Source organism: Paenibacillus sp. Y5S-9, assembly GCF_036894235.1.
GTDB lineage: Bacteria > Bacillota > Bacilli > Paenibacillales > Paenibacillaceae > Paenibacillus.
Genome location: NZ_CP145887.1, coordinates 5,008,919 through 5,022,833, shown reverse-complemented (window position 1 = coordinate 5,022,833; position 13,915 = coordinate 5,008,919). Strand labels below are relative to the sequence as shown.

General features: G+C 45.4%; 13 protein-coding genes. 8 read left to right on the top strand and 5 right to left on the bottom strand.

Annotated elements, in window-relative coordinates:
• Positions 1-75: 75 nt before the first annotated feature.
• A complete protein-coding gene (locus V6669_RS22130; protein WP_338588082.1) occupies positions 76-915 on the bottom strand; it encodes a sulfurtransferase in 840 nt (279 codons plus the stop codon).
• A 63-nt stretch (positions 916-978) separates the two neighbouring features.
• Positions 979-1,923, bottom strand: a complete 945-nt coding sequence (locus V6669_RS22125) for a DMT family transporter (protein ID WP_338588080.1) — start codon at positions 1,921-1,923, stop codon at positions 979-981.
• 429 nt (positions 1,924-2,352) lie between these two features.
• Here V6669_RS22125 and V6669_RS22120 point away from each other — a divergent pair, with 429 nt between their 5' ends.
• The 3 genes from V6669_RS22120 to V6669_RS22110 all read left to right on the top strand — a co-directional run bounded on the left by V6669_RS22120 (position 2,353) and on the right by V6669_RS22110 (position 4,778).
• Positions 2,353-3,054 carry a polysaccharide deacetylase family protein gene (locus tag V6669_RS22120; RefSeq protein WP_338588079.1) on the top strand — a complete coding sequence of 234 codons (702 nt, stop codon included), beginning with the start codon at positions 2,353-2,355 and terminating at the stop codon, positions 3,052-3,054.
• A gap of 37 nt (positions 3,055-3,091) precedes the next feature.
• Positions 3,092-3,745, top strand: a complete 654-nt coding sequence (locus V6669_RS22115; RefSeq protein ID WP_338588078.1) for a YkyA family protein — start codon at positions 3,092-3,094, stop codon at positions 3,743-3,745.
• 142 nt (positions 3,746-3,887) lie between these two features.
• Complete coding sequence (locus V6669_RS22110; RefSeq protein WP_338588077.1) at positions 3,888-4,778, top strand: hypothetical protein; 891 nt, start codon at positions 3,888-3,890, stop codon at positions 4,776-4,778.
• 244 nt (positions 4,779-5,022) lie between these two features.
• Here V6669_RS22110 and V6669_RS22105 read toward each other — a convergent pair whose 3' ends face one another.
• Positions 5,023-6,195 (bottom strand): mannitol-1-phosphate 5-dehydrogenase, encoded by a 1,173-nt coding sequence (locus V6669_RS22105; RefSeq protein ID WP_338588076.1) that lies wholly within the window; start codon positions 6,193-6,195, stop codon positions 5,023-5,025.
• A gap of 48 nt (positions 6,196-6,243) precedes the next feature.
• A complete protein-coding gene (locus V6669_RS22100) occupies positions 6,244-6,912 on the bottom strand; it encodes an HAD family hydrolase (protein WP_338588075.1) in 669 nt (222 codons plus the stop codon).
• A 505-nt stretch (positions 6,913-7,417) separates the two neighbouring features.
• Between V6669_RS22100 and V6669_RS22095 the strand changes: the two genes are divergently transcribed.
• From V6669_RS22095 to V6669_RS22080, 4 genes are all read left to right on the top strand, one after another.
• On the top strand, positions 7,418-8,344 hold the full coding sequence (locus V6669_RS22095; protein WP_338588074.1) for an ADP-ribosylglycohydrolase family protein: 927 nt from the start codon (positions 7,418-7,420) through the stop codon (positions 8,342-8,344).
• A gap of 26 nt (positions 8,345-8,370) precedes the next feature.
• Positions 8,371-9,618 (top strand): MFS transporter, encoded by a 1,248-nt coding sequence (locus V6669_RS22090; protein ID WP_338588073.1) that lies wholly within the window; start codon positions 8,371-8,373, stop codon positions 9,616-9,618.
• Between the two features lie 405 nt (positions 9,619-10,023).
• Positions 10,024-10,971 carry an alpha/beta hydrolase-fold protein gene (locus V6669_RS22085; RefSeq protein ID WP_133385683.1) on the top strand — a complete coding sequence of 316 codons (948 nt, stop codon included), beginning with the start codon at positions 10,024-10,026 and terminating at the stop codon, positions 10,969-10,971.
• Between the two features lie 224 nt (positions 10,972-11,195).
• Positions 11,196-11,378 carry a hypothetical protein gene (locus V6669_RS22080; RefSeq protein ID WP_249912092.1) on the top strand — a complete coding sequence of 61 codons (183 nt, stop codon included), beginning with the start codon at positions 11,196-11,198 and terminating at the stop codon, positions 11,376-11,378.
• A 295-nt stretch (positions 11,379-11,673) separates the two neighbouring features.
• Here the strand turns inward: V6669_RS22080 and V6669_RS22075 are convergent, their stop codons facing one another.
• A complete protein-coding gene (locus tag V6669_RS22075) occupies positions 11,674-12,024 on the bottom strand; it encodes a hypothetical protein (protein ID WP_338588072.1) in 351 nt (116 codons plus the stop codon).
• 325 nt (positions 12,025-12,349) lie between these two features.
• On the opposite strand from V6669_RS22075, the gene sigK reads away from it, so the two are divergent.
• On the top strand, positions 12,350-13,048 hold the full coding sequence (sigK, locus tag V6669_RS22070; RefSeq protein ID WP_090915017.1) for an RNA polymerase sporulation sigma factor SigK: 699 nt from the start codon (positions 12,350-12,352) through the stop codon (positions 13,046-13,048).
• The last annotated feature ends 867 nt before the right edge of the window (positions 13,049-13,915 follow it).

The window sequence follows — 13,915 nt, the reverse complement described above, 5'->3', positions numbered from 1 at the left end:
GATGTATAAAGCGATATTCCTCAGCAAGCCAAACAAGGCTCGACGATTCAAGTAGCTCCGTTTTCTGAATAAAAATTAGTCTTCTTCCCCCGTCGCCACCGGGTTCTCCTCATAACTAATCCAGTCGCTCCAGCTCCCGGAATACAATTTCACATTTGTATATCCCGCTTCTTCCAGTGCAATCACGTTTGGGCAGGCCGAGACGCCAGAACCGCAATACACTATAATTGCACCATCCTTGTCCAGCTTACTGAAACGCTCTTCTAACACCTCAGTACCTGTCCAACGTCCATCCCAATCCAACACATCTTTCCAAAAGTAATTCACCGCACCCGGAATATGTCCGGCCTTGGCATCAATCGGCTCCTCCAGACCCGCATAGCGGCGAGCATCGCGAGAGTCGATTAACACGGAGCTGCCACTTGCCGAGGCTTGTTGCACATCTTCAACACTTGCCAGCATGGCTGGCTGGATATTCACCTCAAAGGAAGATGGGATCTGAACCGGTACATCCGTGGTCACCGGGAATTTGGCGTTTTTCCAAGCGGAGAAACCTTCGTCCATGATATACACCTGTTCATGACCGATGTAGCGCAGCAGCCACCAAAGACGAGATGCATTCATCCCGCCTTGATCGTCATAAGCAACAATACGACTATTGGAGCCGATGCCAGCTTTGGAGAGACGACTTGCGAGCACAGCCGGATCAGGAAGCGGGTGACGTCCTCCGTGTGCAGAGACAGGAGAGGATAGATCTTTTTCCAAATCGAGATAGACAGCTCCTGGAATATGTCCAGCTTCATAGGCTTGTCTTCCAGCCTCCGGCTGACCGAGCAAGAATCGGCAATCTGCAATGACCACATCCGGTTCATACATTCTGGCGAGCAGCCAGCGCATGGATACAATATTTTTCATTAAAATACACCGCCTTATGAGAGTGGTAGAGTCGTTTATAACTATGCATTACGAAAAAATACGTTATACCGTGGTAGGTTCAACAGGCCCTTTGCCAGCGATAGGAGCGTCAGCAGGAATGGGTTGAGGTTTGGTTTTACCATATCGAATGAAGATCCATACCCCGAATATAATGACAACCCCGGCAGACATCTGTAATGCAGTGAGGGATTCGCCGAGCAGCATCCAGGCCAGTAAGGAAGAGAATACGGGTTCCCCAAGTACGCCCATGGATACCGTTGTGGCATTCATATATTGAAGCAGCCAGTTGAAGAGATAATGTCCAAAGATCGTTGGCACAATGGCGAGCAGCAGGAAGATTCCCCACTCTGACGCAGCGTAACCTCCGAACGGATGGCCCATGATCAGATTATATACCGCCAGCGTGCAAGCAGCTACGAAGAACACCCAGAAGTTATACGAGAATGCACTAAGTCCCGCTCGCAAAAATTGACCCAGCAGCATATGGACAGCGACTGCAATTGTGCCAAGCAAAGACAGTATATCACCTTGCAGGGCAGTACCTGCCAACTGGAAATCTCCTGCGCCAATGACGATTGATCCAAACAGGGCGATGCCCATGCCGATGATCATCATGCGGTTAATTTTGGCTTTGAACAGCCATACCGAACCGGCAAGAATCAGTATAGGCTCCAGCGCGAGAATAACTGTGGAACTGGCAACACTGGTGAGCCGCAGCGAACCCATCCAGAGCAGGAAATGAAGGGCCAGCATCACACCGGATGCAAGCAGCAAGCCCCATTGGCGTAAGCTCAGACGCATCATCTCGTGTCTGTATTTCCAGACAAACGGGAGCATTAGCAGATTGGTCAAAAATAGACGGTACATGGCAATGACCGCAACATCTGCGGTAGACCAACGTACAAAGATCGAAGAAAAAGAAATGGCGATAATGCCGACAAAAAATAACAGATAGATGGATCTGCCGGCACGGTTCAAGCTTGTCATGGGTGTAGCTCCTTCTTGAAGTCTGATAGCGTAAATCACTTCATTATACAGGAGAAGGTAACCGCAGGAAAGATAAAGAGAACGAATAGATAAGTAGATTGTAACCGGCCTTGTAACTATTCTGTCATTCTCCCGATCCATTTTTCTATTAATCTTCTATATAGAGACATGAAACGAGATAATCTACCAATAATCGGGAAAAAATGAAAGTAAGGAAGTGGCATGAAAGTGAGAGTCCAACAAGAGAGAGCGGGAGAACGTGGAAGTATTCCGCCTAGCACAAGTCGCACGAAAACACATAAACGAAGAAAAATCCGGTATGGAAGGATTAGCATAGCTCTAATGCTCCTGGTACTGTTCGTTACCGGTATAACATATATATTCCTTGGCATGACGCATTGGATCAAAAGCGTTGTGGCGCCGCCTCCAATGACTGTAATCGAACAGCCCGCCAAGCTCGGCATGATACAAGTTACTCCGGATGCGAAGGAGGAGCCGGTACGGTTCCAGGGTCAGGTTCGCAAATTGGCATACATAACGTTTGATGATGGCCCAACTGAATATACGGAACAACTGCTGGATATTTTGAAGCAGCATGAGGCGAAGGCTACCTTTTTCATGATCGGACGTCAGTTGAACCAGCATCCAGAGGCAGTGAAACGGCTGTTGAAAGAAGGCAGTTACCCTGGACTTCACAGCATAACGCATAACTATAAAAAGCTGTATAAGAGCGGCAGCTCTGCGAACTTTGTGAAAGAGTTCAAGAAAGAGCAGAAGATGGTGCAAGACTTGATTGGTTTTACACCTCATCTTATTCGTGCACCTTATGGCAGCAGTCCACAGATTGGTGAAAAGTTCAGAGGTGACATTGCAGCGGCCGGGTTCAAAATGTGGGACTGGACGACAGATTCACTGGATTGGAATCTTCCCGGTCAGCCGGACAAAATTGTGGCCCGCGTGAGCAAAAGTGTACATCGGGATAAGGAAGTGATTCTGATGCATGAGCGAGAGCAGACGGTGCAGGCTTTACCACGCATTCTGAAGCTGCTCGAAGATCGAGGTTACGAGTTCGAAGTATACGATCCAGATGCACACTGGGTAGCCAATTTTAGCGGAGATAGCCGCTTGTAATATAACAACAAGATGATGCAAGAGAGGAAGGACTTGGGTGCTAACGAGTAAAAAAGTGGCGCTTGCGGCAGTTAGTGTATTGCTAATTCTGCTGGCGAGTGGTTGTGGAGATCCGCAGGAGCCTGCGGCAAATCAGGTAAACCAATTGGTGCTCAGCGGTCAGGAGATCGATCAGAGTTTGAAGACGCTGGCCAGTCATGAGCAGGAAGATATGAAGTTATACAAGTCTATTTTGGACAAAGGCAAGAACAAAAATAGTGATCTCGAAGCACTATTGGATCAGGCAGCAGGTCATATTCATGAACGAAGAACGTTGTTGAAGCAGGCGGAAGAGGCCATGAAACTGACGAACGAGAAGACGGTGGCCCTGCGCAGTTCATTGAAAGAACTATCATTCGAAAAAGAAGAAACGTTGGCACAGGCTGAAAAGGTGCTGGATCAATATGAAGCAAGAGCACGTGCATTGGAAAATTTTGTTGCTTCGTATCAGTTGAGTCTGAGTGCCGATGAGCAGTTGTATGATCTGATGAGAGAAAGTGCAGAACCTAATCTGGTTAAGCTTAAACGAGCCATTCGGGTACGGAATAGCGAATATGCGAAGCTTGCTGAATTCCGAAAGCAATTTAACCTTCAGACCAAAGCATTTAACGGAGCTAATGCGAAACTGGTACAGATGGATCAGGCTAGCTAAGTCGAGAAACTCAGCACCTGTTCAGACATTTTGCATGATTGAGCTGCCTGTCTCCCGTGTAAGTACTAGTATACAGCCAAGCCAATGGATGAGAAGCAACATGGACAAGCATCATTGCGTATAAGCTAACGGAGGTGTTCATATGCGAAAAGGAAATACAATGAAAGTCAGTGCATCACTCCTGGTTTTACTTATGGGATTCTCGCTTGTGGCCTGTGGGAACAGTAATCCTGCTGCACAGCCACCAGTGAATAATACGGAAGAACAGTCACCAGCACCGGAGCAACAACCGAATGAAAGTGCTGCAATAGAAGCAGAAGGTATTCTGACTGGATGGGCTGATCCGCATACCGTTGAGATTCGAGTGAATGAGAAGCCGATGTCATTCCAGGTGAGCGAAGATCTGCAGAAGTCTCTGGATGATATCGATGACGAAGATTCCGTTCGTTTCAAATATGTAGAGAAAACGATTGATGCAACAACGAAACAGTTGGTACTTACAGAGATTGCAAAGATGGAATCGAGTGATGACAATAACGGTTCCAATGCAGGCGGTACAGTAACATCCGATCGTCCGAAGACATCAGAGTTGGAAGTGACGGTAGAAGGCATGACCGAGAAACGCCCAGTGACATTGGCACAAGCGAAAGGTTATTCACTGTATGTGTTTGAACCGATGGCTTTTGACGCCGAAGACCATGAATTAACAATGAAGATTGATCCGGATTATGAGGTAGAGATTGAGAAGCTGCCGGCGAATTACAATCTGGATGCACTGAAGATGGATGCCAAGGAAGAGTTGTCCGAGACCGGAGAAGTGAAGCAGTTAACGGCTGAACAACTCAGCAACGGCCCGATGAAGGATGCGCAACTGTACATGATGTCCCAGAATGATAAGAAAACAGAGTACTTTATCGTGAAAGAACTGGACGGCAATGGTTACATTTTCCACATCCAAGCACCTATTGGTGAACCATCGGAAGGTTTCCTGCCCATGGCATACGCATCTCTCAATTCCATTATGAATGAGTAGAAAAGGGATGAGCCTCAAGGCTGAGCCAAACGATGTAGTAAATTAAAAAGATTCCCTAAACAGCGTGTTTCCTTGAGAGAGGAGATGCGCTGTTTTATTAACGTTACTGCAATATAGATAGGATGTACCGTGCCGTGCATAGACAAAGAGCCGGAAGGAGCGATGCGCTGCATAGGTTCCTCCCGGCTTCTTGGCCGTGCTTCTATTCAGTTTGCAGGATCGAACCCATGCCCTGATCCGTTACTCAGGTTAGTATAGTCGATTCCTTACGCCCTCTGAGTTCCTGATAGCGGGCGATTACATTCTGATGAACGGGATGTTCGTCGGGAATTCCCATGCGTTCACGGATAAAGGCGGAGACGCCATCTTCGCGAATCATGTGTTGTAGCTTCATGGCTTCTTCGTCGCGTTTGTCATTAAACAGCATTGCGGCCGCCATAGCAGAAGTTAAATGAGGAATTTCAATTCCGAATTCACTGGCCTGCAGCGCTGGGCGAACAAGCCGATCATGAGGCGAAAGCTTGCGAAGGGGGGAACGTCCAACCCGGGTGACCTGATCCGTCAGGTTGGGATTGGCGAAGCGTTCCAGTATGGTGTCGATATATTTGTTATGCTTATGTGCGTTGAATCCATGCTTCTGGATGAGCATCTGACCGGTCTCTTCCATAACATGGCGCACTTTGGCCCGCAGGGTGGAATTACTCATCACCTGGCGGATCGTCTTGAATCCTTCGAGATAGCCGAAGTATGCTGCGACACAATGGCCTGTATTTACAGTAAACATTTTACGCTCAATATAAGGTTCAAGCGAATCCACATAGTGGACGCCATCTATTTTCTTAAAACCATCCAGAAGTGCTGGACGATGAACGACCCATTCGTAAAAAGGTTCAACAGTGACCTGCAGCGGGTCTTTGTGGTTCTGAGCCGGAACAATCCGGTCCACAGCTGCATTGGGGAAAGAAACATAACGTTCGGCTTTTTTTCGAGTTTGTTCATCCAGAAATGGATAGATGCGTTTCTTCAGCCGGGTGCTCCCACCTATAGCATTCTCGCAAGCGATAATATGCAGTGGAGCCTGAATATTGTTTTTCATGCGAAGTTGAATGCCTTTGGCGATAGGTTCGGCGATATCTCCGAGTGCAGATACACCCACCGCGGTTGTGATCACATCGGCTGAAGCGATCTCTTCAGCAACCAGATTCTGCTCACTCACATTGATAGCCGTCACGTTGTTGACAATCGTTGTATCCTGTTCGCTGTTGGCAAGTGTAATCGGATATTCCTGTCTCTCTTGAAGCATGGAGATTTTCTTCGGGTTACGTGCGACAAAGCAGACTTCGTAGTCGGAAGCGGACAACATATGACCGATAAAACCGCGGCCTATATTGCCCGCACCAAAATGTACAGCTTTCATGTGTGAACTCCCCCTTTAAGGATTAAATCGCGAAATTCGTGCAGACCTTTAGACGGTAGTGACGAGTGGTTTCGAAATCAAATCGTTAAATGCGAGGTCAGTCAAGCAAGACAGCCGTTGGTGAGGCATATCGAATTCCAGTGTTCCTGTGATGGTATTCGAGATGACTACGCAGTGCATACCAGCCGCAGCAGCTGCACGCGCGCCGTTAGGTGAATCCTCAATCGCTACGGCTTCGTCTGCAGTTACTCCAAGGGCTTCAAGCGCTTGATTGTAGAGTTCCGGGTCAGGCTTCACATTGGCAACATCATCTGCGGTACAAATAACTTCGAAATAATCTTTCAGTTTCAGTTGTTCCAGATGCTGTTCAACCCAATCCCGTTTGGAGCTGGATGCTACAGCGAGTTTCAGTCCGGCTTCACGTGCTTGTTCGAGATATTCCTGAATACCAGGACGAACCTTCTCTTTGTTCATCAATGCAGCGTGCTGCAACTGAACGGATTCCCTGAACGCTTCCCGATCGATCGGAAGATTCAAATCTGTGATGAGGTACTCATACGGATTAAATGTTTTCAGACTGGTCCCGATGCATTGTGAATACATCTCCAGGGTTAGATCCACGTCATGTTCCTTGTAAGCATCACGAAAAGCAATATACCATGCTGTCTCTGTATCAATAATCGTTCCGTCGAAATCAAATACCAGTGCCTTAATCATAAATTTGTTCCTCCTGTTTCAGAATTAGTTTGGGAATAAAAAAACGAATGAAAATTTTCTGCAAATTCATTTCCGTATATTCATTAACCTGCGGGAAGTTAGTTGACGCAGTAAATCGAAAATGAATATTAATTTGGGAAAAAATATGCGTTTTAAGCTAATAAAACCGTAACATAGGACAAACCTAGGGGTCAAGCGCGTCATGATTGTTTACATTGAAAATTTTCACATGTGTGATTTGTTTTCAGAAAATGATGAACGTTGCAAACCGTTAACCCTTTTGCATGTAAGCGGTGTACTGAATAAACTGTTTTTACAGCTCAAAAAAATAAAACTTTTTTTATGAAAATTTGATAATCTGGCCGTTCAACAGCTTTCGACACTTTTATAATAGAAGAAATGGAGCTTAATTGATTGGATTTTATTAGCTTTACGCCGGATCAGGCCCTGTGGGAGAATGGAAGAAAGATTCTGAAAGTATATGGAGTAAGGGAGGAAGATAAGGATGCTGCAAAAAGACCGTTTCAATGGCTGCTTCATCGGGCTTGCAGTGGGTGATGCGCTCGGAACTACCGTGGAATTCAGCAGCCCGGGCACGTTTGAACCTGTAACGGATATGGTGGGAGGTGGCGTATTCGGGCTGGAGGCAGGGCAGTGGACAGATGATACATCCATGGCTCTATGTCTGGCAGAAAGTTTGGTACGCAAGGCAGACTTTGATCCTGCGGATCAGATGCGCAGATACGTCAATTGGTACAAGGTCGGGTATATGAGCAGCACAGGCGATTGCTTTGATATCGGCGGGGCCACCCGAAGTGCCTTGGAGAGGTTTGAGGTAACTGGGGAAGCCTACAGCGGATCAACTGACCCGATGACGGCGGGTAATGGCTCTATCATGAGGCTTGCTCCTGTCGTGATGGCTTATGCCAATCAACCTAACGAGGCGGTCCGCTATGCTGGGTTGAGCTCTCGTACAACACATGCTGCAACGGAAAGCGTGGAAGCATGTGAAGTGCTGGCCGCCATAATTGTTGCCGGTCTGCGCGGAGCGGACAAAAACGTCATGCTGATGCCGGAGACATGCAGACAGTGGAGGGAAGAGGTTTCTTTTTCACCCGCTATTGAAGAGGTTGTTAGGGGCTCCTATCAGAGGAAAGAACCGCCCGAAATTAAGGGCAGTGGCTATGTGGTTCGTTCACTTGAGGCAGCACTATGGGCGTTCCATAAGTCGGCAAGTTTTGAAGAAGGCGCATTGTTAGCTGTGAATCTGGGTGATGATGCGGATACTACAGGTGCGGTGTATGGGCAGATTGCAGGTGCTTATTATGGACTGAGTGGTATTCCGGCACACTGGCGGGACAAGCTGGCTATGCGTGAAACGTTCGAACAACTAACAGATGCCTTGTGGTTGAAGGCGACAGAACATCGTTGATTAAGAGATAGGAGAAGAGAACATCTATGAGCACGATTGGACACACAATACAACCACAGGTTTCACAGTCAGGTAAACGAGGGGCGTTTCCATTGTCCCTGTTATGCTTGACTATTGGAGCTTTTGCGATTGGTATGACTGAATTTATTATTATGGGCCTGCTGCCCAATGTAGCAACAGATTTGAATGTAAGCATTCCACAGGCAGGACAACTCATTACGGGATATGCGCTGGGTGTAGCGGTAGGTGCACCGATATTAACCGTGTTTACTCACAAGATTCCACAGAAGAAACTGCTGGTGCTGCTCATGTGCATTTTCATTATCGGTAACGCATTGTCTGTCATTGCTCCCACATACGGGTTGTTAATCTCGGCACGGATATTAACGGCATTTGCCCATGGTACGTTCCTCGGTGTAGGTTCAATCATGGCAACGCGGCTTGTTGCACCCGAGAGAAGGGCAGGAGCGGTATCGGTTGTTCTAGCGGGGCTTACGATTGCCAACATTATTGGTGTTCCTTTTGGTACGTTTATCGGGCAACAACTTGGATGGCGTTCATCTTTCGGAGCGATTACGATCTTGGGCATCATTTCGTTGATTGGCATCATTCGTTTCATTCCCGTGCTCCCGCAAGGAGCACCAGCAAACCTCGGACAGCAATTTCGGAATTTGGTTCGGCCCCAAGTATTATTGGTTCTGCTTGTTGGAGCGATGGGATGTGGAAGTCTATTCGCCGTGTTCACTTACATCACGCCGATGCTTGTGGACATTAGTGGTTTTGCCGAACAGAATGTGACCTGGATTCTGGTGCTCTTTGGCTTCGGCGTTACCTTGGGGAACATGGTTGGCGGCCGTCTGGCGGACTGGAAGCTGATGCCTTCCCTGATCGTCAATTTTGGGATACTGGCGGTGCTTCTGGCTGCACTTACACTTACTCTGGAGAACCCTTATCTTGCTGTAATCACTATATTCTTGTGGGGCGTTGCAGCTTTTGGCATCATGCCGGGATTGCAGATTCGAATCATGAATATGACCCGCGAAGCGCCGCTGCTGGCGACAACATCAAGTCACTCCGCATTTAACCTGGGAAATGCAGGTGGTGCCTATCTGGGCGGGTATGCAATTACCCACACGGGTCTTGTATCGGTACCTTTGTATGCAGCAGTTATTGCCGGATTGGGTTTGCTAGGACTGCTCTTCAGTCTGTTCATGGATCGTAAACATCATGGACCAGAGGTTGCCCAGGTAGCAGAGGCAGCGTCGGCAAGTTGAAAATGGAATACGTTCGCCTCAATTCTTCCGTTGAACACGGAGAGTTGAGGCTTTTTTTATATCATGATGAGATCCGAAGCTGGGGAAGCGAATAGAGGGTATGGTGGTGTGCAGAAGTATACTTTTTAAAGTATAAGATATAGTTATTTAAGTTTTTTGATGATGTACAAGTGTTGGGAGGTGATATAATAAAGTTGTAATTGGAATTGATTGTAAATTATGGATCGTGGATCTTTACTTCCATATTGGGAAAGGCAAAGGATGGCGGTCCGTATTCATGCGTGGAAAGGAGGAACTTTACTTTAAAATGTAAGGGCTTTCAATTGAGGTTTTGTGTGTATCTGAAAGACCTGTTATGAGGTTTGTACACGGTTGAAAATCATATTCCAAAGGAGATTGATATTGATGAAAAAACGTCTGTCCAAGATTCTGAGTCTCTCCATCACAGCAGCACTCCTTGTACCAACGATGGCGTCTGCAGCCGATATGCAGGAAACTCCAGCTACAACCCCCATTCAGGCGGTGATCGATCAGGGAGCGACCGGCACCATGGATAATACGGGACAAAATGCGCTGGCTAACACTCCGGTTGTGCCTGCACCGCCGGGTTATGATGCGTATCGTAACAATATTCCACACGGCAATACCAATCTGATCTCCTATTATTCCACAACGGTAGGCAATACACGGAAAGCGACGGTGTATACACCGCCAGGATATTCACAGAATAAAAAGTATAACGTCCTGTATCTCTTGCACGGTATCGGCGGAGATGAGCACGAGTGGGTAAACGCCATGAAACCGAAGAACATTCTGGACAACCTGTATTCTGAAGGTAAGCTGTCAGATATGATTGTTGTCATGCCGAATGGCCGTGCCATGAAGGACGACCGTCCAGTTGGTGACATTTTTGCTCCGGACAAAGTGGCTGCGTTTGAACGATTCGAGCAAGACTTGCTCAAGGATTTGATTCCTCATATCGAGGCCAATTATCCGGTGTACAAAGACAAGAATAGTCGTGCGTTGGCCGGTCTGTCCATGGGTGGTGGGCAGTCGCTTAACTTTGGTTTGAAAAATCTGAATACCTTCGCCTGGGTAGGGGCCTTCTCGGCTGCACCGAATACGCAATCTGTATCGCAGCTGGTTTCCAACCCGGGACAAGTTGCCAGCCAACTCAAATTGCTCTGGATCTCCTGTGGATCAAGTGATGGTCTGTTATGGGTCAGCCAGAATTTCAAAAACGGCTTGAGCAGCATGAACATTCCGCATACCTGGTATCTGGATGTAGGTGGACATGAACCATCTGTCTGGAACAGCGGCTTGTATCAGTTCTCACAACGAATCTTCAAGTAATTAACCGGTATTCCTAGGGATTTAGGGGCTCACGAATATTTACGGGGATTCTCATAGGGTGAGTAAAGGCCTCAGTTCTGTTTTGTACAGAGCTGGGGTTTTTGTTATGAATCAAGTGATCGGAATGGAACATATGAGGTATTTTTATTTTTGCGGATAGGGTTAATGAGAGTGTAAGTAATGGTTTAATTGATTACATAGGTAGTGTTATGAAGGAGAGGGATATGATGTTTTATTACAAAGGTGCGTTCCGTGAAACGGACAATGTGATCTATTTTAAAAGCGATGTTTCATTAGCCCAGAATGATGTTGTCCTATTTGGTGAAAAGAAGTATTTTATCGAAAGTGTGGAAAAAGAATTTCTTCTGCTTCAGCGGGTTGGCTCCATAGTTTCTGTGAGTCTGTGAATTCTTCGCGAGATCTTTGAAAATTTATTTAGTGTGATTTGGCCCTAGGGTGTCGCTTTTTTTTAGTTTTCTTTAAAATAGACATTTAGAGTGAAGGGGGATAGAGATGAAAAATAAATTTATTCGCGAAAACAACAAGTCTTATTTATGTAACCAAAAGAGTAGATAAAAGTATAAACCCAAAAGAAGTATAATCAGTTGTGACTTAAGGAATCTAACACCACTTATAATGGTTTACTGGGATCTAGCCACTTGACAATAGTACTGATGAAATAAATATAAGCCCAGTGAGGGCTTAGTTCATTAAAAGCATCGCAAGTAATGTAGCTATTATTAATAGAAGCATAAGAGTCAGTGGGATTGCGCTTATAGTAATTGCCGCAATAGCCAACCCTCTTCCCGATGTTGAGCGTCTAGCACTCATGCCAAGAAAAAAACTAGTTGCGTTAATTAATAAAACCAATGCAATTGTGATCATTATTCCGTTTCCATTTGCATTGTAGCTTTTATTTGCTTCCATTGCCATATGGAATAAAGCTAGGGAGGCTAATCCAATAAAGCTAAATATAAAGGATACTACTGCTCTGCCAAGTCTGTCTACTTTCTTGATTTCCTTTTTCGCTTTCTGTTGTGATACGGTTCCCATAACAACCTCCTGAGTCTTATGTACTATTTTGCTAGTCGAAAAGTAGCGCTTTATTATGTTAGCATGTTTACAACTTTAATGGAATAAATTTCTTTTATCGTATCTTAATAAAATTGATAATTCATTAAGAAAGGAGAATGACAATATTAAAAGGTTGGATATGCTACCCACTCCATTTACATAAAATAATATTTTTAAAAGCTGTATAGCCCGTACCTATTTCCCCGTACATGCACTTCTGGGCCTCTGCCTACATACAATAGATCGACCCTGTTCCCACATGTGCTCAGGCCAGATCGTTGTAAAACTGCAGGAGGTGTCATCTGTGCCCGGATTGTTTACCGCAATTGCTCTATTCATTAAAGAGTTAACGTTACTCGTCTCGTATGTCAAAAATAATGCGTTCCCCCAGCCACTGGCTGAGGATGATGAAGCCAAACATTTGCGCCTTATGGCTGAAGGCAATGCTCACTCTCGCAATCTGCTCATTGAACACAATCTGCGCCTCGTCGCGCATATCGTCAAAAAGTTCGACAATACGGGTGAAGATCAGGAAGACCTGATTTCCATCGGAACCATTGGTTTGATTAAAGCGATCGAAAGTTTTCAACAAGGCAAAGGCACAAAGCTTGCCACATTTGCCGCGAGATGTATTGAAAACGAAATTTTGATGCATCTGCGTTCCCTGAAGAAAACACGAAAAGACGTATCCTTGCATGACCCTATTGGTACGGATAAAGAAGGCAATGAAATTACATTAATCGATATCCTTGGCACAGAAGCTGATGATGTTGTAGATCGGGTACAGCTTAAGATTGAAAAAAGCAAAATTTATCGCAATCTAGATATCCTGGATGACCGGGAGAAGGAAGTTGTAATCGGTCGATTTGGTCTGGAAGCAGGCGGGGAGGAACGAACTCAACGCGAAATTGCGAAGGAACTGGGCATTTCACGCTCATATGTATCACGGATTGAGAAACGAGCGTTAATGAAGCTGTATCATGAGTTTTATAAGCAAAAATAGTTGTTGGATAGATAGCACTTTTCGTTAAAAAGATGGTGCTTTCTGAACCTTCCGCATTTGTAGGGAGATGCATTAAGATCGAAAATTTGATACACTGCGCGTTCTGAAGTTGGTACGGACAAAGAGGGAAATGAAATTACACTAATTGATATCCTCAGAACAGATTGAATAAGGCAAGCGGAATAGCTGAACAGATTAGAGGGCGCCTTTATCGGGAGCCCTTTTTACTGTGAAGATGCTTAAAATTGGCTCTGAATAGTATTAATTATTTGGGATTATAACCTAAATAAAGGAATTTTCATTCCTGTTGAAGAATATCTTATACACAGATCAATTTAATATAAAAGGAGTAAATCATAATGAAGCAGCTTTTTCGGAAAACTCCACTGTGGTTTTTGTTAATCTGGATCGTAGGATTTATGATGATCGTTTTTAACATGTTCCAATCAAACTCGGGTAATATTAACTTGATTGCGCTATTGATGATTAGTGTTGCTAATGCTATTCGAGTTTGGAAAACCGAACGTTCATTAGCCATTGCCTTTCTAGTCGTTGCCGCTCTAAGCTTGGTTTATATTTTAATATATTTCATTAGGTATGTATGATAAATGTGTACATAATCAGGGAGTCTCAAAAGGGATTCCGCCTCGCCCAAGCGCTAACGAACCTACCGCACCTTAAAAGGCAGATTATCAACGGTTACAAGAATTAACGAACCTCAGTAGCGCTATTTCATCATAAATGGACTTCCAAACCTAAAAAATCCAGTGAATCGACGAAATAGCGTCTCTGTGATTCGTTAGATCTCAGATCTGGGGAAATGGGAGCGAATAGCGTGTGTCAGGTTCATTAAAACAAAATAACACA

Coding starts and splice junctions, on each gene's coding strand:
- V6669_RS22090 (WP_338588073.1), top strand. CDS start 8,371: ATGAGCACGATTGGACACACAATACAACCACAGGTTTCACAGTCAGGT.
- V6669_RS22095 (WP_338588074.1), top strand. CDS start 7,418: ATGCTGCAAAAAGACCGTTTCAATGGCTGCTTCATCGGGCTTGCAGTG.
- V6669_RS22080 (WP_249912092.1), top strand. CDS start 11,196: ATGATGTTTTATTACAAAGGTGCGTTCCGTGAAACGGACAATGTGATC.
- V6669_RS22085 (WP_133385683.1), top strand. CDS start 10,024: ATGAAAAAACGTCTGTCCAAGATTCTGAGTCTCTCCATCACAGCAGCA.
- V6669_RS22105 (WP_338588076.1), bottom strand. CDS start 6,195: ATGAAAGCTGTACATTTTGGTGCGGGCAATATAGGCCGCGGTTTTATC.
- V6669_RS22120 (WP_338588079.1), top strand. CDS start 2,353: ATGACTGTAATCGAACAGCCCGCCAAGCTCGGCATGATACAAGTTACT.
- V6669_RS22130 (WP_338588082.1), bottom strand. CDS start 915: ATGAAAAATATTGTATCCATGCGCTGGCTGCTCGCCAGAATGTATGAA.
- V6669_RS22110 (WP_338588077.1), top strand. CDS start 3,888: ATGCGAAAAGGAAATACAATGAAAGTCAGTGCATCACTCCTGGTTTTA.
- V6669_RS22100 (WP_338588075.1), bottom strand. CDS start 6,912: ATGATTAAGGCACTGGTATTTGATTTCGACGGAACGATTATTGATACA.
- V6669_RS22125 (WP_338588080.1), bottom strand. CDS start 1,923: ATGACAAGCTTGAACCGTGCCGGCAGATCCATCTATCTGTTATTTTTT.
- V6669_RS22075 (WP_338588072.1), bottom strand. CDS start 12,024: ATGGGAACCGTATCACAACAGAAAGCGAAAAAGGAAATCAAGAAAGTA.